This window comes from Porphyromonas levii DSM 23370, assembly GCF_000379925.1.
Taxonomy (GTDB): Bacteria; Bacteroidota; Bacteroidia; order Bacteroidales; family Porphyromonadaceae; genus Porphyromonas_A; species Porphyromonas_A levii.
In genome coordinates, this window is record NZ_KB904265.1 from 1 (window position 1) to 20,234 (window position 20,234).

Genomic DNA, 20,234 nt, shown 5'->3' on the forward strand with positions numbered 1-20,234 from the left:
GCTTCAGCTCTCTTATTTAGCTTTTTATTTATGAGCGTTTGAAATGGTCTCCAATCAATGAGTTTGTCAATTTGCTCTAGAAACTCATTGCGTGCTCTAGAACTTCTCAATTCGGTAAACACCTCAGTAAATGAGGGTGCATTGTTGCTCGTTTGCTTGAATCCCATAACTATTGTCGCTATAAATCAATACTATATCCTCCCCTTAATTACACAATAAAGATACTAATAATCAATGATATACGCAATAATTTGAGACGGTTTTTCGTGCAACATTCTCTAGTAAAGGAGATACGAGTATTGTAACCCTCCCCTGCCTTGGAGAATGCGATATTGGTAGTATTGTTGTATCCCGTACGATAAAGCTTGGTAATGTCCATTCCAAACTCCCATGGTGCTTGCTGTCCGAAACGAGGGTCGGTAGGATCCCAGGCATAGAATGGCATATAAGGCTTACCATCGAACTTTGGTCCCCAGCTGGAGTCGTCCCAGTAATCATACATTCTACGTCCATCAAACTGCTTGAGTTCTTTAGGCATGGTATCGTCCCACTTGAATACATCAAGAGGTGTAGAAGCTCCTAGATAACCACCACCATACTCCTTCTGTATCTTGGTATGTGATAGAGGAATTTCGGCAGTAAATGTATGGCTAATATCGATAGTAGCCTTGCCACTCTTTGCTTTCTTAGAAGTAATAATGATGGCTCCATTACCACCACGTGAACCATAGAGAGAGGTTGCCGCTGGACCTTTTAGTACGTTGACACTCTCTACATCGTCCATATTTACGGCATTGGCATTGGTGATCACTCCATCGACTACATAGATAGGCTCGCTACCCACTGCATCGGTGAGAGAGGAAGTACCACGAAGAACTACTTTACCAGCATCGAACTTAGAACCTGACCCACCCATGAAGCGGACGCCAGATACTTTACCCACGAGGGCATTATTGAGGTCGGTCTGGCGTGTAGTCTGTAGCGCATCAGCCTTAATCTCTTGTGAGGCGTAACCAATAGACTTCTTCTGCCTAGAGATACCCATTGCAGTGACTACCACCTCATCCAGAATCTCATTGTCGGATGCTAGCTTAATCACCATACTAGGTGCCGCTGCTACCTCTTGTGTGATATAGCCCACGTAGCTAACAACGATTATTTCGCCCTTCTTCGCATTGATGGTGAAGTCTCCATCAAGTCCTGTCATCTTACCGACCTTTGGGTCACTCTTCAGACGAACTGTAGCACCCGTGATAGGTTCTCCTTTCTCATCTTGTACCACACCCTTTACGGTGATGGTCTATCCCAAGACTGTCCCTGCTGTCACGAGGAGTAGGGTGATAAGCAATAGAATTTTACTTTTCATACCATTCATCTTGTTTGTTAATACCTATAATTTATCTCTTGTCTGTTATCCCTTATTATTTAGTGTATGTCTCAGTCTCTAGTCTTCTGTGTTGCCAAAGCGGATATAGTATCTCCCTACCCTAGATCCCCTTTCTTCCTATTGTATGAAGTCAAGCTTAGTGTTGTTAATTCCATTTAAAACAACCTCATTTTGTCATTCGACTCCAAACATACTCAATTTTTTCTAACCACAAAGAATAGCTATTACATTTAACATTTGAACGTTATTTTATTTGCACATACACCTATTATTATCACATATATTTATTTTATATCCCACCCTTATGTTAAGTTGTTGGATTATATTTCGCTCGACAAACCATGCTGTGGTGTAAATTAATCTGTCGTTATAAGTACAATTCGCATATCCTATTGTTATTACATTCGAGTACTTACATCCACTTGAGGAATAGATATCGCCCAGGTATTGTGAGTGTATTCTTGGAGGTATGGTAGGAAATTATTATCTTGCACTGGAATAGAATGTTGTAGATGAAAGAATTATGTCGAAACGATATTTATTTTTAGCCATAGCTACTGCCGTAGTAGCGCTTTTGGCCTCTTCTTGTGGTTTGCTTTCTATGAGGCGAGGTGCATGGGGCAGTAACACCTCACATGAGGGTGTACCTACTGATAAGCAGATAATGCTGATTGGCACTTATACAGATGCTGGTTCGGAGGGAGTATATTCTTACACTGCAGAGATCGGAAGCTTGGATTTTAAGCATACAGGTACTTTCATCACGCCAAACCCCACTTGCCTCGCGTATGATGGCGGCAAACGAATTGTCTACATTGCGAACGAAGATAACGAACAGCCAATGGCTACCTCCGCTCAACTGGATACACGCAATGGGAGGCTCTCTGCGATCAATAGCTCGTATACGCTAGGCGATGGTCCCGCTTACATTGCCACCGATGGCAAGAACAAGGTAGTGACTGCTAATTACAGTGGAGGGTCTATTACCCTATTCGAGGTTAATGCCAAAGGAGAGCTAGGACAACCAGATTGGCGCATCGTGCTCGGGAAAGAGAGGGTATCGCATCCACACGCTGCCATCTTTAGTCCAAACGGAAAGGAACTCTTTATCACAGACCTCGGGATGGATAAGGTGTTTCACTTCAATGTAAACGCCAGTAGCAACCCTCCAATTACGATTGGAATAAATACTACGAGTTTACCTTCTGGTGTAGGACCAAGGCATATAATAATGGACAGGTCGGGCAAATATGCCTATGTTATTGCAGAGAAGGCCCCAAAGATCTTCGTCTACGAGCATCACGATGGCGCATTGGAGCTTGTGCAAGAGGTTGGTCTTCGTCTCGCTTCAGGCGCTCACGGACAGCACATAGTATTAAGTGATGATGGCAGATTCTTATACACTTCCCACACCGATGGGGAGCATGTGATTTCTATCTTTAAGGTAGATAAGGGGGACGGTACATTGACCCAAGTAGGCAAGCAAAAGGTAGGCAAGAAGCCACGCCAGTTTACCATTAGTCCAGACGGAAGCGTGCTTGCTGTAGCTTGTAGAGGAGGGGATAAAGTAGAGTTTTATCAGCGTGATGCCTCTACTGGGCTACTGACGCCTATTCAAGGCGCAGGCTTGAAGGTGAGCCACCCAGCATTTATTCTTTGGCTGGGGCAGCATTGAAGCTATCTGAGTAAAAATGGCGATATTTGCACGATTATTCGGAACCAATCAAGATAGCTAATGAATAGACAAAAGCTTATTTCTGAAATTCGGAGGAAGAGGAGTTTCCTCTGTGTAGGGCTTGATAGCGACCCTCGCAAGTTACCTGCGCACATAGCGCAAGATAGTGATGGGGTGCTAGCATTCAATAAAGCGATAATTGATGCCACTGCACCTTATGCTGTGGCTTATAAACCCAATGCAGCCTTTTACGAAGCAATGGGGAGCAAAGGGATAGAAGCTCTAGAGGCGACTGTAGCTTACCTGCAGAACCACTATCCAGAGTGTATGGTGATTTTGGATGCGAAGCGTGGTGATATCGGCAATACCTCGGGGCTTTATGCTCGTGCTGCCTTTGAGCAGATGGGTGTAGATGCGATTACCGTGGCACCCTATATGGGAATCGATAGCGTGGAGCCATTCCTTGGCTATCCCGAGAAGTGGGTGGTACTGCTTGCGCTTACGAGCAATAGCGGTTCGTCTGATTTTCAGCAATTAGATCTGATTGAGGGTGGTAAACTCTACGAGCAGGTGTTGCGTACGTCTCAGAAGTGGGCGACCAAAGAGAGCATGATGTATGTTGTGGGAGCCACACGGGCTGAATTTCTAGAGGATGTCCGCAAGATTGTACCTGACCACTTCCTATTGGTGCCAGGTGTAGGTGCTCAGGGCGGTTCGCTCGAGGAGGTATCGAAGTATGGAATGACACCAGAGTGCGGCTTGCTCGTCAATAGTTCTCGAGGGATTATCTTCGCTAGTCAAGGTGAGGATTTCGCCGAAGTAGCAGGCGCCAAGGCACGCGAACTACAAGAAGAGATGAGTGGCTACCTGAGCCAATATGCAGGTATTTGAAAGAGAGTTTGCATGAAGTTTACAGCGGCAGAGATTGCTAACTATTTGGGGGGCTCAGTTGAGGGTGATCCCAATGTGTTACTCAGTGATTTTAGTAGTATAGAGAAAGGGCATGAAGGCGCTCTTTCTTTCCTTTCCAACATGCAGTACGAGGAGTACCTTTATAGTACCAAGAGTAGCGCTGTTCTTGTCAATCACGATTTTACTCCATCGCAGGAGGTGCATACAACACTTATAAAGGTGCCCAATGCTTATACCGCTCTTGCGGAGCTCCTCAAGCTAAGGAATGCTGGCAAGGAGAAGCCTATCGGCATCTCACCTTTGGCTGTAGTAGACCCTACGGCTCAGATCGGAGAAGGATGCTATGTGGGTCCATTAGCCTTTGTTGGGCGTGATGCTGTCCTAGCTGAAGGTGTGAGGGTCTATCCACAAGCGCACGTAGGAGCGGAGGTGTATATAGGGGCAAACAGCCGCGTATACCCTATGGCAGTTGTGTGTGATCGTAGTGAAGTGGGTGCTCGCTGTGTCATTCACTCAGGCGCAGTAATAGGTGGTGACGGCTTTGGCTTTGCTCCAGATGCCGATGGTTACCACAAAATACCACAAACGGGTAAGGTTATCCTTGAGGACGACGTAGAGATTGGCTGCAACGCCTGCATCGATAGAGCAGTAATGGATGCTACTGTTATTCGCAAGGGGGTGAAGATAGACAACCTTGTGCAGATCGCACACAATTGTGAGGTGAAGGAGCACACCGCTATTGCAGCTCAGAGCGGCGTAGCTGGATCCACTGTGATAGGCGCTTGGAACGTGCTAGCAGGGCAGGTAGGTATCGCAGGTCACCTCAAGACGACGGATCATGTAACGCTAGCGGCACAGACGGGCGTGCTAAGCGACATCAAGGAAAAGGGGAGCGTATGGTTTGGCTATCCGGCTCAGCCACATCTCAAGGCTATGAAGGCCTCTGCCAAGTTTATACGATTGCCCGAAATGGACAAAGAGATTTATGCTCTCAGACGAGAATTAGACGCTCTGAAAGCTGAAATTAATAATATAAAGAAACATGGCGAAGAGTAATAAGAGTGACGGAGCCCAGAAGCAACAAACACTAGCTAGTTCGTTTGAGCTAGAAGGTAAGGGGCTGCATACGGGATTGAGCATTAAAGTAAAGTTTAGCCCAGCTAGCGAGGGGCATGGTGTCAAGATATGCCGTGTAGACCTTCCCAATAGACCCACTATCCCAGCTCTTGCGGAATTTGTAACCAAGACACAGCGCGGTACCGTACTCTCCAATAAGGACTTACAAGTAAGCACTGTAGAACATGCTCTCTCAGCGCTCTACGCTATAGGGGTGGATAATTGTCTCATCGAGGTCAATGCCCCAGAACTGCCCATCTTCGATGGTAGCGCATCTATCTATGTAGAGCATATCCGCAGGGTGGGAATCAAAGAGCAGAATGCTGTCCGCGAAGTCTATGTCATCAAGTCTAAGATAGAGGTCAAGGATGAGCAGGGTGTCTCTCAGATCACCATACTTCCTGATAGCTCCTTTGGCGTACACGTCTTGATCTCCTTCAATTCCAAAGTCCTCTCCAATCAGTATGCCACCCTTCAGGATGTGTCGGACTTTGCCGATGAAATTGCACCAGCGCGCACCTTTGTATTTGTGAGGGAGATTGAGTCTCTATTAGACAATGACTTAATCAAGGGCGGAGACCTCGATAATGCTATCGTTATCTACGACCAAGAGTTTTCCCAAGACAAGATGGATAAGCTCGCGGCTAATATGGGTACGGTAAGCAAGCCAGCCAACGAACTAGGGTACATCAATAATAAGCCGCTTAAGTATAATAATGAGCCTGCCCGTCACAAGCTCCTTGATCTGATTGGAGACCTCGCTCTCATTGGTCGACAGCTACAGGGGCGCGTTATTGCTACTTGTCCGGGGCACTCTATCAATACCAAGATGGCGAAGCTCATTCGTAAGGATATCCGCCTTAATGAAAGCCAATCGCCTGTCTATAACCCAAATGAAGAGCCAGTGCTCAGGATTCAAGACCTCAAGTCTTTACTCCCACACCGGTATCCTATGCTCCTTGTCGATAAGATTATCGAGATTGGGCCAGACCATATCGTAGGAGTTAAGAACGTGACCCACAATGAACCATTCTTTATCGGACACTTCCCCGACGAACCTGTTATGCCTGGCGTACTTCAGGTGGAGTGTATGGCACAGATTGGTGGCGTATTGATTCTTAATCAGTTGGAAAACCCATCGGAATACTCTACCTACTTCCTCACAATAGATAATGTCAAGTTTAGGTATAAAGTGGTCCCAGGCGACACTTTGGTAGCAAAAGTAAGCCTCCTTGGCCCTGTACGTCGTGGTATTGCCAACATGAGGGGCTTGGCATTTGTAGGGGAGAAACTAGTCTGTGAAGCAGAGTTCATGGCGCAGATTGTAAGAAATGTACAGTAATTGATTATGAGCAATAATAATAGTATTAGCCCTCTAGCGATTGTGCACCCCAATGCCAAGATTGGCAATGGAGTTGAGATAGGTCCTTTTTGTATAGTAGAGGACAATGTAGAGGTTGGCGACGGCACAAAGCTCCTCAGCGGTGCCATCCTACGCTATGGCGCTAGAATCGGCAAGGAGTGTACCATCCATCCTTATGCTGTAGTCGGTGGTGAACCCCAAGATCTCAAGTTTAAAGGCGAAGACTCAGTAGCTATCATAGGTGATCGCACTACTTTGCGTGAATATGTAACCATTAGCCGCGGTACTGCTTCCAAAGGATTTACCAAAGTGGGCAGCGATGTCTTAATTATGGCTTACGCCCATGTGGCGCATGATTGTGAGGTGAGCGACCGAGTTATTATTGGCAATGCGAGCCAGGTGGCAGGCGAAGTGGAGATCGACAACCAGGCGATTCTCGGTGGTGGCACGCTTGTCCATCAGTTTGTCCGTATAGGTGCTCATGCAATGATTCAAGGTGGCACTCGTGTGACCAAGGATATCCCTCCTTACACCCTTATCGGTCGCGAGCCAGCTATGTATTGCGGTATCAATATCGTAGGACTAAGACGTCGCAATTACAGCAAGGAGCAAATCTACCTCATCAATGATATTTATCGTACGCTATACAACCGTGGACTGAATAACACTAAAGCGATTGAGGTTATCCAAGAGGAATACGAAGAGATGCCCGAAAAGGAAATCATCCTCGACTTCCTCCGCAACTCTCAGAGAGGGATTGTACGTGGCGGTTCGGTAGACTAACACCTGAAAGCAATTAAAGAATATGATATACCGTTTTGTAATGGTGAGCGATGAGGCTCCCGACTTCCTTAGAGAGGTAAGGATCGATGGTACGGCCACTTTCCGTGAGCTACAGGATGCCATCCTCGATGCCGTTGGCTTCTCGAACGATCAGATTACGAGCTTCTTTATCTCAGACAAATCTTGGAAGCCCAAGCAGGAGATCCTCTTAATGGATATGGGATTGCATGGGACGGACGAGGAGTATTATCTTATGGACGACACCTATCTCGATGACTTCTTAGAAGATGCAGGAGATAGGCTACTCTTCCAGTTCGACCAACTTGGAGACCGTTATTTCTATATAGAGCTCAAGGAAGTTATCCTAGGGGAACAGCTCTCCAAGCCACAGTGTACACGCAAAAAGGGAGATGCCCCCAAGCAACTCTCCGACGTCATGGAGATACTAGAAGCTCCCGCTAAGCCCAAGAAGCCAGCCAAAGCACCCGCTCCTACCAAAGATGACGACGATATCGATGAATTCGGTTCGGACGATTTTGATATCAACGAACTAGATATTGAGGGTTTTGATATCTCTGAGGATAGTCTTGACTAACACACTATGGGGAAGCTAATCGTAGTGATTGGCGCTACAGGAGTAGGCAAATCTGCATACGCCCTCCGGCTAGCAAGACAATACCATACACATATCATCTCGGCAGACAGTCGGCAAGTCTACCGAGGGATGGAGATAGGCACCGATGCCCCTTCCCTAGAGGAACGGGCATTGGTGCCTCATCATTTTATACAGAGCCGTGATGTAGAGTACCCCTATAGTGCTTCAGAATGGGCAACTGAGGCATTAGGCTTGATAGAGAACTTGATGCAGCACTATCCTACGCTCATAATGGTGGGTGGTAGCATGATGTACCTGCAGGCCTTTCTCTATGGAATGGACGATGTGCCTGCTCCAGAGCCCGAAGTGCGAGAAGCACTTTGGAGACTATTTGAAGAGGAAGGGGTGGAGCCACTTAGGGCAGAGCTCCTAAAAGTAGATCCTCAATATCTTGAGCGCATCGACGCCAACAACCACAAGCGTATCATCCGTGCGCTGGAGGTGTGGCAAACAACCGGGCGCCCATTCAGTAGCTATCATACTACGCCAGAAGCAAAGACTTTCCCTTTTGAAGTAGAGCTGCATTTGGTAGATCGCCCTCGACAGGAACTCTACCGCCGAATCAATAGCCGCGTGGCGCTTATGGTAGAACGTGGGTTAGTAGATGAAGTCCAAGCCCTACGCCCCTATCGTCACCTCAATGCTCTTAATACCATCGGCTACAAAGAAATATTCGCTTATCTGGATGGTAACATTACTCTAGAGCAAGCGGGGCAACAAATAGCTAAGAACAGCCGTGTCTACGCCCGCCAACAGTCCAACTTCTTTGCCCGCTGGTGCACCCCCAATAGCCCTTTCCAGTACCATATCATCCACCCATAGTACCTCTTCCCCTCCATCTCTCATATTTAGGCGCCCCTTCATGCGAGTATAAGATCATTCAGTGCCTATATATAGCAAGGGTACCAACCAATAAACCAAGGGGAGCCTGAACTTTCATTTTCCCTAACCATGAAAGGAAAATATTTGTATCTTTGTAGTGGTAAGAATAGATTACGATAACATTTTATCAATTTTAGACATGGTAAACTACAAGGATTTGGGTCTAGTAAACACCCGTGAGATGTTTGCAAAGGCTGTAGATGGCGGTTATGCTATCCCCGCATTCAACTTCAATAATATGGAGCAGCTCCAGGCTATTATCCAAGCAGCCGTGGAGACCAAGTCTCCTGTGATCCTACAGGTATCTAAGGGCGCTCGTGCCTATGCCAATCAGACACTCCTCCGCTACATGGCTCAGGGTGCTGTAGAGTATGCTAAGGAGCTAGGCGCTAAGGCACCTCAGATTACGCTTCACCTAGACCATGGTGATACTTTTGAGACTTGCAAGAGCTGTATCGAGATGGGATTCTCTAGCGTAATGATCGATGGTAGCCACCTTCCATACGAGGAGAATATCAAGCTCACAAAGCAGGTAGTAGACTACGCACACCAGTACGACGTGACAGTAGAGGGTGAGCTAGGCGTACTCGCAGGTATCGAGGATGAGGTATCAGCAGAGAAGCACGTATATACACAGCCTGAGGAGGTTATCGACTTCGTAACCCGCACTGGTGTAGACTCACTAGCTATCTCTATCGGTACCAGCCACGGTGCTAATAAGTTCACGCCTGAGCAGTGCACACGCGACGAAAATGGTCACCTTATACCACCTCCACTACGCTTCGACATCCTAGAGGAGATCGAGAAGAAGCTCCCAGGCTTCCCTATCGTACTTCACGGTTCATCAAGCGTGCCACAGGATCAGGTAGATATCATCAATACCCATGGTGGTAAGCTAAAGGACGCTGTAGGCATTCCAGAGGAGCAGCTACGCCGTGCCGCTAAGTCTGCAGTATGTAAAATCAATATCGACTCTGATGGTCGCCTTGCTATGACTGCTGCAATTCGTAAGGTATTCGTAGATAGCCCAGCTGAGTTCGACCCACGTAAGTACCTCGGTCCAGCACGAGAGAGCCTCAAGCAGCTCTATATCCACAAGATCAAGAACGTACTCGGTAGCGATAACAAAGCTGAGTAAGACACGAACCTTTGCGCAGAAGCATTAAGCGTGTGCGAGAGTACATGAAACAAGGCTCAGAAGTGTAAAGAGGATAATGATAGAATCTCAAGACTTGCAGTAAAAGTACATTAGTATCACGCTTGACATCTCTGCCCAAATAATTCAAAAACACAGGCACTATTATTGAGCTTAGCTCTTTAGTAGTGTTTGTGTTTTATTTACCACCTATAAAACACACTTTAACATTCATTGCATAGCCAAGTAAGATTTAAATCATACCTTTGTAACGTACAATTGTTAAATTAAAAGATTGAATAGATATGACAAAGATGTTTTTTGGGGTAATGGTGACCCTCATAGCTATCACCATACAGAGCTGTCACAACGCCGATCTGCCAAAGCAAGGTTCTCGAAACAATTATGAATACACTTTCGATGTGTTTGCAACAGATGGCGATGCAAACCTGAGTTTTATTACGAGCTCTGATGGTGATGCTACACAAATCAAAGACGGCGATAAAGTTCATAATACGAGGCAATATGATGCCAGCATCAAAAAAGGCGATCATAAGGTCTACAGTATCACAACTCAAGGCGCACGCGAATTTAGAGTTAAAATTACGGTTTTGAAGAGTAGTGCAAGTGGTTATTGGGTGTTCACAGGAAAGCGCAATGGGATAGTAGTTCGTACCGAAAAGCATAATTTCAAAGGAAGGAATGGGAAAGAGGTTACGGAATACTGGAATAGTACTTTGTAAACATCTCAAAGAGAGTCGTCAATATAAAGGATAGACAGGTATTCCAACCTAAAAGCATGATGAATAAATCCGATGCCAAAGGAGCAGACTAACGACTCTAAACTAAACGCCACTACTGGAGGGTGCGTAAAAACATCATAATGGAGAGAAGTGTTCTTTTTTATTGATAGCCCCCCCCTCTCGACTCACTAAAGCAACTGCTACCAACAAGCTAAAAGCTTGATGGTAGCAGTTGTCCTTTACAATATAATCCCCTTAGAGGAATGGAATATACTGAAGGGCACTCTCTATTTGAGCCCCCATTAACGCAACAATTCAGTCCAAAATATTGTTGGATTACGCAATATCTCTGCGAAAACATAAGCTACTAGAGCAATAAATTCCAGAAGTAGCCCTTTGCTATTACAAAAGTCTTTTTGTCGCTGAACTAACGCTCTATAGTACTAATGCATTGAAAAAAAATAGACCAGTGCCATAGACGTTAAGGGAGGTCTGAATAGTCTATTCGATCAAAAAGCATAGTGGTAGAGTCAGTTCTAACAAGCAACATTAAAGAATCTGATAGTTCTGCAATAAAGAACGAATATGCTCCTTGTCGTTCCTCAATAAACAAAGTATCGCCCTGAACTTCCCAATTTCCAAAACGCTTCTTTATGTAACCTGTATGGTCTTCAAAATACTGAGATAATCTACCATCTTCTATAAATTCAGCCCTATAAATCACCCCATTATTCACTTCTCGCAATTGCCATTGACCGATGACTCCAAGACACTCCTCCTCCGCTTCCCTATTATAGTTATCACTTCTTTGACAACTAGCAAAGAAAATAAGAAAAACCAAAGACCCCAAAAACATTAAGTTAATCTTTTTCATATAAATGTATAATTACATAGGCGACTGAATCCGTATGATCGGGAATCAGTCGCCTATTTGCCTCTCAATAAGAGTTACTGAAAAATGGAGATATTACAAAAATCTACATACCTGTCCTTGGGGTCTGTAGAGTACGTTTCAAACTCGCTAAATCTTATAGCATTGATCTCCTGCGGAGTATCAAACACAAAATAAGTGTACCATCCGGCTTTCGGAACCTCAAGATAGCCTTGCTCTACAAATGTTACTCCTCCATCGTTAGAAACCTCTATCTTTACTTTTTTAATGGTCTTACTTTTCGAATTTAAGTTACACTTCATCTTGCCACTAGTAACAAGAGTCATATCAAATTTAATCTCCAAATAAGAATCAGACCCTTCCTGTACCCACCATACTGTCTTCCAATTATCCTTTTCAAGCATTGGAACAAGATCAGGTTTAAAATTGCTTGAATATACAGCATTACGTACCGGATTCTTAGATAACTGTCTGTCTGAAACATGTACATTATCTTCATTTATAAGGTTAGGAAGAACTTCAACCTTAACAAAGAAGACAGAATTATTCTTTGACAAAGCAATAGCGAGATCTTCTTCAACTAAAGATACACCAAGAGCAGTTAGATACCCCGCATCATCCACAAACTTTGTTGCATCATCCAACTCAATCTGTGCATCATGTATTACCTTACCTGCAGGGATAACTATATCATACTCCTTTAGAGAGCCTTTAGGAAAAGGTTGATATTCCTCTATAGTATCTGGGTCTGGATACTTAGATAATAGCGCTCGATCCTCATGAATCTTAAGCTTTACAGGCTTGTCCATTGGCTTTCTAAGTCGAAAACGTATATCGATCGTCTTACTATCTACATTGGAAACACCATCCTTAACCTCAGCAAAAAGGCAAGCCTCGATATTTCCCTCGACTTTCACTATATTGGAAGAGTCATACACAAACTTTTTGGGCATCTCTACAGAGATAACGTTCTTATCTAGGGTATATGAGTCATTGAACTCAACAATCTCTACTTCGGGCTGCTTACAGCCCAAAAAGGATCCGACAAAAGTCAGAAATACAACTACTAAATATATCTTCTTCATTACTGTTTTCTATATTTCAATGTTCAAGAATCACGACCTTCTTCAACGCCTTTATTAAGAGGAGTTTCTATCTCAAGCTTAGTTGCAGGAAATACAACATGGTCTACAAATTCATATTTAAAAGACTCAGGCAAAGACACAGTCCATTTCCCTGTCTCATCCATATACTTACCGGCTTCATTTTTCTTTTCTAAGCTCTTTCTGTTAAAAGGGACATACATCAGAAGACCTGGTGCATCCACACCTTGAGGCATATAAAGTCTATCCTTTATCTCGGCTTCAGATAGAGCACGATTCCAAAGACGCACTTCACGTAAGTATACATTCGACCAATTACCATTTCCAATGTTCCACCCTCCATCAGAGTTTCCAAGTTTAGGGTACAAAGTAGTGGTAGTAAAGCTCTTATGGAGTTCTCCATCAACATAGACACTCAATGTACCCGAATTGATTGACTTCTTTCTATAAACATAGCTTATATTAAGCCATTCGTTAACATTTAGTGGCTTCTGCGTCCAAGTATCATCTCCATCACGTCCATTTTTTATCTGTATACCAGATTTAGAACTAATTCGTGTGTAAAACTCGCCTGTAGCTGCACCACCCATGTAAGCAGTTGTCAGATTTCCAATATTGAGATTCGGATACATTACCGACATCTGGAATGTCCACTCAGATGGTTCTTCTTTTAGTGGCTCAATAGGTTTTAAGCTAATTCCTCCACCAGTACTATTAATCTTAATAACAGTAGTGGTAATCTTTCTATTCAAAGTGATAATCGTTGTACGTGGCTTAGAAAGTAGCTTCAACTTGGAAGATGAACTTACCAAAGAAACAGGAATAGCATACTTACCGCTATATGGGTACTTCGCAGGATCTAAATTCTCAATAGCAACGCCAATAGAAGTAAGCATTTCTCCAGGTTTGATAGTGGCAGAAATTTTCCCTCTTGCGTTCTGCCCATCACTATTTGTGAAGATTACATCTTCTGGCGCTATAGAAGACAATTCCAAGTTGTTATCTTTATTGTGTTTTCTCAATGCCTCTTGATCTACCTCTACAGTAACCTCTACAGGTTCATTTGTAATAGAAGCGAGCTTAGGAGTGACAGCGACAGAAGCTCCTTGAGCATCAGAAGCTAATACTGCCAAAACGCCTTCCTTATTAGCATTACCCATGTACACAGCATTGTCCGAATCATTCCCGATTCCATCAGCCATGTTACACGAAGGCAATAGACCTATGGAAAGTAACGCGGCTCCAAGTACATTATATATTGTTTTCATATTCCTCTCAATAATACAGTGATTTAATTGTCAGTAAAAGCTGGATTCATAACTTGAATAGCTTCACGAACGTTCTTATAGTTCGGTCCATGAAGATAATCTTCATTAATATGAAATGCACCAATTCCTCCAATTTTCGCCCCAAGCTTCTCTCTTGCTGTTGCATATTTCGCATATCTATCAACAAATTTATCAGCATTGGGCTTATTGGTTTGGAAAGTTTCTGTTACGATTATCTTTTTCGGATCAATTCCTCTATCAATTGCAATTTGATACCAAGAAGATGCTGCTCCATGATAAGACTGAGCAATAAAGTAATCAAACAAGTGAAGAACACTAGGGTCAATCCACCCAAGAGAACCATTTATATTAAAGAGTTTACCCTTTGGTAAATATTCCCTCATCTTTTTAAAGAAGTAGTTTTCATACTCCTTATTTGAATCTCTTTGGCATGATATTAGTGGTCGAGAATGTGTCCACTCTTTTTCCCAATTCTTTCCACAGTGCATTCCTCCCCAAGGAGAAGCGAACTGAGGCTCATAGTCAAGGTCAAAGCCGTCATAATCATATTTAGCGATTGTATCGCAAATTGCCTTCGCATACTGTTCTATAGCTTTATAAGGGTCTTCAGACCACTCGGGATGCAGCATCCCTTTATGGAATCCACTTCCTACGTTTTCAATAATCCACCCTATAGTCATACGAGTGCCTTTCTCTTTCATACGAGACAGCTGTTCCAAATGGGCAGAAGAAAGATTACTCCATCCACCCCAGTTCGAAACGAAATCGACGCTATCGGGAAGTTTGTCAAGGTTAAAAGTATTATCCGGAGAGGTTGGGTTCCAATAAGCAAACCAACCAAACATCATCAAGTGATCCCCTTTTTTATAAGCTCTCAAATCATCTAGATATGTTTCGTAAAGCTTCTTGTTTTCATCTGCGATACGAGCAGAGTCTTCTTTATTTTTCTTTAGAGCCTCTGCCTCTTCTGCCCACTTCTTTTTATCACGTTGCAAAAGAGCTTCCTGTGCCACATCATCAAAGTCTAGCGTTCGAATATTAGTACACGACCCCAATAATAATAAGCTAGCGAAGAGCGAAACAACAATTTTTATATCTTTCATATACTTGTAGTACTCAATTAATTTTTCTTCTTAACATCCCACCATACATTAACGACAGCAGAATTATTTCCATCGCGATACTTGTTGACGGCATCTTGCAAGTAAGTAGCGTTATTAACAAGTTCGCTCTGAGGGTAAGGGAGACAACGGACACCATCCTTGTGACCATCAGAAACCTTTACGCCGAAGTTGGAAATTGTTGTGTGTGAAGGAAGAAGACGCGGGTATCCGGTCCTTCTCCACTCCGACCAAGCCTCTTGTCCATCAGGATAAATTGCAAGGTACTTCTGAGTAATTATCTTCTCAAGCTTTACCTCATCCTCATCGCTCTCTACCCAAGCGGTAGTCACCTTCGAGGTTGGCTCAGCACTGTACTTGGGGTTTGCTTTATCAGTAAACGTAGCTGGGAGTTTAGAACCAGAAAGATAGGCTGCTACCTCACTCTCTGCTATCCCATTTTCGATGAATGATAGGCGGATACCATTTTCATAGTGACTCTTAGCAGTACCACCATTGGTATTATAGCCATAGAGCGCTGCCTCAGCCTTAAGGAATGCCACCTCAGAAGCTTTGAAAATATAAGTGGGAGAGAACTCCTCAACCAATGGCTTAGCTGCATTTTTATATGCCCCAGCTGATGCAGGGATAGCTGGTGGCACAGCGAAAGTAAGGTCTCCTGTAAAGTACTTAGAAAGACGTGGATCTTTATAACCACTCATAAATGAGTAGATAGATGCACCCATACGTGTATCATCATAGCTATTTGCTACAATATGCAGAGAGTTATGGGTAGCAATTCCGCCCTTGTTACTGAGGAGAGCAATCTGGTCTGTAGTCTCGATAAGACCAGCAGAGTGAATCATCGCCTTCTCAGCCCAAGTACGAGAGAGCTGAGGATCTACATAACGTACACGCATAGCAAGGCGAAGCATCAGTGAATTACCTAGCTTAGCCCACTTCAGCGCATCTCCTTCGTAGATGATATCGCTAGCGCGCTGTACAACTGGCGTATTAAGACTAAAAGTATAGAGTGCATTAACTGCCTCATCTAGCTCTTTGAAGAAAGAGTTGTAGATATCTTTCTGTGAGTCATAAGCAACTACGAAAGAACCTTTACCTACACTAGAGTAAGGAATAGCACCATACCTATCAGTAGTACGATGGATAGCTAAGATCTTAGAGATCTGAGCAATAGACCAGATTTGAAGGTTCTTATTTACACCATCATGGACTAACTTCTTTATCTGTGTCCAAGGCACAAATACCTTCACAGTACCTAAGCTGAATGAGCCATTAGTCCAACCTGTATCGAAATAAAACTGAGTGAGATTTCTACCCGACCACTTAGCATCCTTTGGAGCCATATAGCCAACCCAGCTATCGGTCATAAGGTTGTAAGCCACCTGATAATCATTGGCCTGATCTGTACCTCCAGCTATTGCCGTAGGGATTATTTGCTTCTGAAGCTCTGGCATGTAAGCGCCATTGAGCACTCCATCACGAGAGAGCATCTCATCATTTGGCAGCAAAGGATTGGTATTGATCTCTTGGAAGTTCTTGGTACAAGAGCTTAGTGATACCATACCCATAGCTGCAACCAGTGCTACTGTTGTTAGCTTTGTATATTTCATATTTATATCAATCTTCTTATTTTATGTACCACATCAAAGACCTACCTTCACGCTAAATCCTAGGCTCTTCATACTTGGTGGCATGAAGTAGTCGCCTCCACCTGAATAAGTACCTGTACCACCCGACATATCTGTGTCGTATGGAGCTGCACGGTAGATAGAAAGGAGGTTACGACCGATTAGAGAGATAGAAAAGTTATTCACTACTCCCTTGAACCACTCCTTAGGAAAAGTATATCCAAGTGAAAGCTCTTGGAGCTTGATATTGGTAGCGCTATACATATAGTATGCAGCTAGGCTATTATTACCAATAGTATTGTAGTAACGCTCTGGATCATACTTCTCGCCATCAACCAATACATAGCCAAGATTACGAGCATCGGCTGTCACCTTAGACACACCAAATGCATCCATTGCAGCCTGGGTGCCAGAAGACACAAGACCGCCTACACGAGCATTAATAAGGAAGCTTAGAGACACCCCGTAAGCGCTGATGGTATTGTTCCAGCCCATCATAAAGTCTGGATCAGACTTCCCTACCTTGATGAACTGACTCTTGTCAATCTTATAGCCATCACCCTCTTCAATAAAGCGCCCATCCTTGCCCTTTACCAAGATACCTCTTACAAAGATATCACTCATAGAGTCGCCTGGACGCATATACTTAGGATCCTGAAGTACCTCAATGTCAAATTGTGTCCCATCGATAGGGTTAGTATAACCCTTAACCAACTGCATTACCCTATTGATATTGCGAGTATAGGTAAGATTGGTAGAGAAGAACACCTTACCCCAAGTATTGGTATATCCTGCAGCCAACTCTATACCTCTATTTCTTATATCTCCAGCTTGTACATAGAAGTCTGTATAACCACTACTTGCAGATAGAGTCTGAGGGAAGGTCTGATTATACGTATTTGACTGATAGATAGTAGCATCCAAATTAACTGTACCATTGAAGAAACGTCCATTAAGACCAAGTTCGTAAGAGCGAGTGCGTTCTGGACGGAACTCAGGATATGGATAGCTAGATATTGGCTTTACCTGACCACCACTCATAGAATAAGTGATAGAGCCTGGAGTAATACCCTGCATAGAGATTGGAGAGCCTACCTCTGTAAATGATCCACGAACCTTGAGGTAAGAAACGAACTGCGGCATCTGCATCATTTCACTAATTACTGCTGACAGACCAATAGATGGGTAAAAGATAGCAGGCGTCTTGCCGTTGCTTACCAACTGAGAAGCCCAGTCGGATCGACCAGTAGCAGTAAGGTAAAGCATATTTTTCCAACCAATCTCAGCACTTGCAAATAGTGCAATATTACGGGTGCGGCTATAGCTCTCACCACCGGTGCTTCTGCTCTCTGGATCAAGGTTGGCTGCCGAGAATAGGTTAGGAACGGTCTTAAGACGTGCACCGATACCCATACCTGTAATATAGTGGTCATCAAAACTACTACCTACATTGGCGGTAAGATTCCAGTCCTCGCCAAACTGCTTATTGATATTAAACATCAAATCGGCATAGGTCTGCTTGTAACGTTCCTCATTGTGACCATAGCTACCCTTAGCATTCTCAAGGCTTTCTTCACCTGTGAATAATGGGCGAGTAGTTGCATAGAAGCGAGTACGTCTATCAGAGTAGGTGTTATCGATACGCACACGACCAGATACATTGAGCCAGTCGGTAATGTCGTACACCATGCTAGCGTTAAACATATAGCGATGCTTATGATTAGTAAACATCTCTCGGTTCACAATCCAGTAAGGGTTCTCGAAGTCCTCACCCTGATCGCCATAAGGCCAGTACTGAGTCATGATATTTCTAGAAGGATCCATACGCTCCCATACCTTAACATTCTCAAAGTCCTCACCACGAGGGAAGAGATAAATAGGACGGAGTGGGTTGAAGTACCTACCTCCCGACATCATGTTCTGGTCTCCCTGAAGGACATAGCTACCACTAATATCTACATGGAGACGATCATCGAAGAAGCTAGAAGTATTCCTACCAGTGAAGTTGTAACGGAAATACTCGTTGTTAGGGATAATACCCCTAGAATGAGTTGTCGCTACAGAAACGAAGGTCTGGTTCTTCTCTGTACCACCCGATAGGTTCACGGAGTTGATGGTCTGGAAACCAGTCTGGAAAAAGTCTACAGGATTGAAAGGAGAAGGTGTAGCTAGCTTATCGCCCCAGCTACGATAGCTATTTGGACGGTTGCCATAAGTATTTTGGAACTCAGGCATTACACCAGGAGTCATAAACTCGGTATTTGAAGAGAGATTTACTCTCAGCTTACCAACAGCACCCTTCTTGGTATTGATGATGATTACACCATTTGCTGCAGAAGCACCATAAAGGGCAGCAGCTGAAGGACCGGTAAGCACAGACATGCTCTCAATATCATCAGGGTTGAAGTCGGAGATACCCTCACCACCCCCAGGACGGCCATAAACACCTCCATCACCTGCGATATTCTGGTTGCCGATAGGCATACCATCTACCACGTAGAGGACATTATTATTACCCGCAATAGACTTGCTACCGCGCATGACCACCTTGGTGGCACCACCAATACCGGCAGAGGACTTAGTGATATTTACACCAGCTACCTTACCATTAAGAGAGTTGATGAAGTTAGCATCCTTTACGGTATTTACCACTTCACTCTTAAGCTTTTGCACATTGTAAGATAGTGCTTTCTCAGAGCGCTTGATACCGAGAGCCGTTACGACAACCTCATCAAGAAGCTCACTATCCTCCTGCAGGACAATATTGATGGTTGTCTTGCCATTAATTGGAACTTCAACTGTCTTGTATCCTACGTAGGACACACGAAGAGTACCATTGGAGGGCACACCTGACAAAGTAAAAGCCCCGTCCAAATTGGTGAGCATACCTTTTGAGGTATCCTGCACTAGCATAACAGTGGCACCAATTACTGGCTCATTGTGAGTCGCATCTGTAACCACTCCCTTAACGGTAATGGTCTGTGCAAAAGCCGCAGGTGCCAATAGGCTTAGGAGCAATATGCACATGCCCTTCAGCCAACTTTTTTGAGATAAATTCATACCTGGTTCAACAAATAATATATATCAAATCACATTCTTACTATACATCCTCATCGCTTCAAGGAATATTGCAAGCACTTATTGTGGTCTGTCCTCCCCTATTCTAGAATCTGCAAATGATTTCCACATGCATACCTACTTCCAAACGTAGACCTTGCACCACATAAGGGCATAACTGCTGATCAATCCTTTTATGAGACTGTTGCACAAAAAACTGCGTTAAACACTTGTTTATCTCATTGGTTATCAGTATATTTGTATATGTTTAACAAGGAATAATTACTGATTCCATATGTCTTTCAAGAGTACATCCAACGATAATCCAAGTTTTGTAGAAGTTTTCACAGAGCAGAGACGAGCCAAAGCACGTAATGGCTTCTTAGAGCAAGTTGATATTCTTATTGACTGGCGCCCCATACAGACCTTTATCAATAAAAAGCTCAATAAGAGAGCAGAAGCACAAGGGGAGCCCACCTATGATGGTGTT

General features: G+C 43.9%; 16 protein-coding genes and 1 pseudogene. 10 read left to right on the forward strand and 7 right to left on the reverse strand.

The annotated features are described in order from the left end of the window. Window positions 1–208: 208 nt before the first annotated feature. Entirely contained in the window at window positions 209–1,282 is a 1,074-nt protein-coding gene (locus tag A3GG_RS0107200; RefSeq protein WP_018358632.1) for a TonB-dependent receptor plug domain-containing protein, read from the reverse strand. 628 nt (window positions 1,283–1,910) lie between these two features. Between A3GG_RS0107200 and A3GG_RS0107205 the strand changes: the two genes are divergently transcribed. The 9 genes from A3GG_RS0107205 to A3GG_RS0107245 all read left to right on the forward strand — a co-directional run bounded on the left by A3GG_RS0107205 (window position 1,911) and on the right by A3GG_RS0107245 (window position 10,651). Next, window positions 1,911–3,062 (forward strand): lactonase family protein, encoded by a 1,152-nt coding sequence (locus A3GG_RS0107205; protein ID WP_083900390.1) that lies wholly within the window; start codon window positions 1,911–1,913, stop codon window positions 3,060–3,062. Between the two features lie 60 nt (window positions 3,063–3,122). Continuing rightward, entirely contained in the window at window positions 3,123–3,953 is an 831-nt protein-coding gene (gene pyrF, locus A3GG_RS0107210; RefSeq protein WP_018358634.1) for an orotidine-5'-phosphate decarboxylase, read from the forward strand. A gap of 12 nt (window positions 3,954–3,965) precedes the next feature. After that, window positions 3,966–5,030 carry a UDP-3-O-(3-hydroxymyristoyl)glucosamine N-acyltransferase gene (gene lpxD / locus A3GG_RS0107215; RefSeq protein ID WP_018358635.1) on the forward strand — a complete coding sequence of 355 codons (1,065 nt, stop codon included), beginning with the start codon at window positions 3,966–3,968 and terminating at the stop codon, window positions 5,028–5,030. Next, window positions 5,017–6,432 carry a bifunctional UDP-3-O-[3-hydroxymyristoyl] N-acetylglucosamine deacetylase/3-hydroxyacyl-ACP dehydratase gene (locus A3GG_RS0107220; RefSeq protein WP_018358636.1) on the forward strand — a complete coding sequence of 472 codons (1,416 nt, stop codon included), beginning with the start codon at window positions 5,017–5,019 and terminating at the stop codon, window positions 6,430–6,432. Before lpxD ends, A3GG_RS0107220 begins: the two co-directional genes overlap by 14 nt. Window positions 6,433–6,438: 6 nt before the next feature. Further along, window positions 6,439–7,236, forward strand: coding sequence for an acyl-ACP--UDP-N-acetylglucosamine O-acyltransferase (gene lpxA, locus A3GG_RS0107225; protein ID WP_018358637.1), 798 nt, complete (start codon window positions 6,439–6,441; stop codon window positions 7,234–7,236). Between the two features lie 22 nt (window positions 7,237–7,258). Beyond that, window positions 7,259–7,831 carry an IS1096 element passenger TnpR family protein gene (locus A3GG_RS0107230; protein WP_018358638.1) on the forward strand — a complete coding sequence of 191 codons (573 nt, stop codon included), beginning with the start codon at window positions 7,259–7,261 and terminating at the stop codon, window positions 7,829–7,831. A gap of 6 nt (window positions 7,832–7,837) precedes the next feature. After that, entirely contained in the window at window positions 7,838–8,713 is an 876-nt protein-coding gene (gene miaA / locus A3GG_RS0107235; RefSeq protein WP_018358639.1) for a tRNA (adenosine(37)-N6)-dimethylallyltransferase MiaA, read from the forward strand. A 199-nt stretch (window positions 8,714–8,912) separates the two neighbouring features. Continuing rightward, complete coding sequence (locus A3GG_RS0107240) at window positions 8,913–9,911, forward strand: class II fructose-bisphosphate aldolase (RefSeq protein ID WP_018358640.1); 999 nt, start codon at window positions 8,913–8,915, stop codon at window positions 9,909–9,911. A gap of 302 nt (window positions 9,912–10,213) precedes the next feature. Continuing rightward, on the forward strand, window positions 10,214–10,651 hold the full coding sequence (locus A3GG_RS0107245; protein ID WP_018358641.1) for a hypothetical protein: 438 nt from the start codon (window positions 10,214–10,216) through the stop codon (window positions 10,649–10,651). A 481-nt stretch (window positions 10,652–11,132) separates the two neighbouring features. Here the strand turns inward: A3GG_RS0107245 and A3GG_RS0107250 are convergent, their stop codons facing one another. The 6 genes from A3GG_RS0107250 to A3GG_RS0107275 all read right to left on the reverse strand — a co-directional run bounded on the left by A3GG_RS0107250 (window position 11,133) and on the right by A3GG_RS0107275 (window position 19,747). Then, the gene (locus tag A3GG_RS0107250) at window positions 11,133–11,525 is read right to left on the reverse strand and encodes a hypothetical protein (protein WP_018358642.1); all 393 of its coding nucleotides are present in this window, start codon (window positions 11,523–11,525) and stop codon (window positions 11,133–11,135) included. Between the two features lie 74 nt (window positions 11,526–11,599). Then, the gene (locus tag A3GG_RS0107255; RefSeq protein ID WP_018358643.1) at window positions 11,600–12,628 is read right to left on the reverse strand and encodes a DUF1735 domain-containing protein; all 1,029 of its coding nucleotides are present in this window, start codon (window positions 12,626–12,628) and stop codon (window positions 11,600–11,602) included. A gap of 23 nt (window positions 12,629–12,651) precedes the next feature. Continuing rightward, window positions 12,652–13,914, reverse strand: a complete 1,263-nt coding sequence (locus A3GG_RS12075) for a DUF1735 and LamG domain-containing protein (RefSeq protein WP_083900391.1) — start codon at window positions 13,912–13,914, stop codon at window positions 12,652–12,654. A gap of 23 nt (window positions 13,915–13,937) precedes the next feature. Continuing rightward, window positions 13,938–15,038, reverse strand: coding sequence for a glycoside hydrolase family 18 (locus A3GG_RS0107265; protein WP_018358645.1), 1,101 nt, complete (start codon window positions 15,036–15,038; stop codon window positions 13,938–13,940). 17 nt (window positions 15,039–15,055) lie between these two features. Continuing rightward, the gene (locus A3GG_RS0107270) at window positions 15,056–16,669 is read right to left on the reverse strand and encodes a SusD/RagB family nutrient-binding outer membrane lipoprotein (RefSeq protein WP_018358646.1); all 1,614 of its coding nucleotides are present in this window, start codon (window positions 16,667–16,669) and stop codon (window positions 15,056–15,058) included. 33 nt (window positions 16,670–16,702) lie between these two features. Next, complete coding sequence (locus A3GG_RS0107275; RefSeq protein WP_018358647.1) at window positions 16,703–19,747, reverse strand: SusC/RagA family TonB-linked outer membrane protein; 3,045 nt, start codon at window positions 19,745–19,747, stop codon at window positions 16,703–16,705. Window positions 19,748–20,039: 292 nt separating this feature from the next. Here A3GG_RS0107275 and A3GG_RS0107280 point away from each other — a divergent pair. Beyond that, a pseudogene (locus A3GG_RS0107280) lies at window positions 20,040–20,234 on the forward strand (IS5/IS1182 family transposase); the annotation flags it as partial.

Bases quoted from the DNA above. Each gene is read 5' to 3' on its own strand.
- A3GG_RS0107255 (WP_018358643.1), bottom strand. From the start codon at position 12,628: ATGAAGAAGATATATTTAGTAGTTGTATTTCTGACTTTTGTCGGATCC.
- lpxA (WP_018358637.1), top strand. From the start codon at position 6,439: ATGAGCAATAATAATAGTATTAGCCCTCTAGCGATTGTGCACCCCAAT.
- A3GG_RS0107270 (WP_018358646.1), bottom strand. From the start codon at position 16,669: ATGAAATATACAAAGCTAACAACAGTAGCACTGGTTGCAGCTATGGGT.
- A3GG_RS0107220 (WP_018358636.1), top strand. From the start codon at position 5,017: ATGGCGAAGAGTAATAAGAGTGACGGAGCCCAGAAGCAACAAACACTA.
- A3GG_RS0107205 (WP_083900390.1), top strand. From the start codon at position 1,911: ATGTCGAAACGATATTTATTTTTAGCCATAGCTACTGCCGTAGTAGCG.
- A3GG_RS0107240 (WP_018358640.1), top strand. From the start codon at position 8,913: ATGGTAAACTACAAGGATTTGGGTCTAGTAAACACCCGTGAGATGTTT.
- A3GG_RS0107230 (WP_018358638.1), top strand. From the start codon at position 7,259: ATGATATACCGTTTTGTAATGGTGAGCGATGAGGCTCCCGACTTCCTT.
- A3GG_RS0107250 (WP_018358642.1), bottom strand. From the start codon at position 11,525: ATGAAAAAGATTAACTTAATGTTTTTGGGGTCTTTGGTTTTTCTTATT.
- A3GG_RS0107245 (WP_018358641.1), top strand. From the start codon at position 10,214: ATGACAAAGATGTTTTTTGGGGTAATGGTGACCCTCATAGCTATCACC.
- A3GG_RS12075 (WP_083900391.1), bottom strand. From the start codon at position 13,914: ATGAAAACAATATATAATGTACTTGGAGCCGCGTTACTTTCCATAGGT.
- A3GG_RS0107265 (WP_018358645.1), bottom strand. From the start codon at position 15,038: ATGAAAGATATAAAAATTGTTGTTTCGCTCTTCGCTAGCTTATTATTA.
- pyrF (WP_018358634.1), top strand. From the start codon at position 3,123: ATGAATAGACAAAAGCTTATTTCTGAAATTCGGAGGAAGAGGAGTTTC.
- lpxD (WP_018358635.1), top strand. From the start codon at position 3,966: ATGAAGTTTACAGCGGCAGAGATTGCTAACTATTTGGGGGGCTCAGTT.
- A3GG_RS0107275 (WP_018358647.1), bottom strand. From the start codon at position 19,747: ATGAATTTATCTCAAAAAAGTTGGCTGAAGGGCATGTGCATATTGCTC.
- miaA (WP_018358639.1), top strand. From the start codon at position 7,838: ATGGGGAAGCTAATCGTAGTGATTGGCGCTACAGGAGTAGGCAAATCT.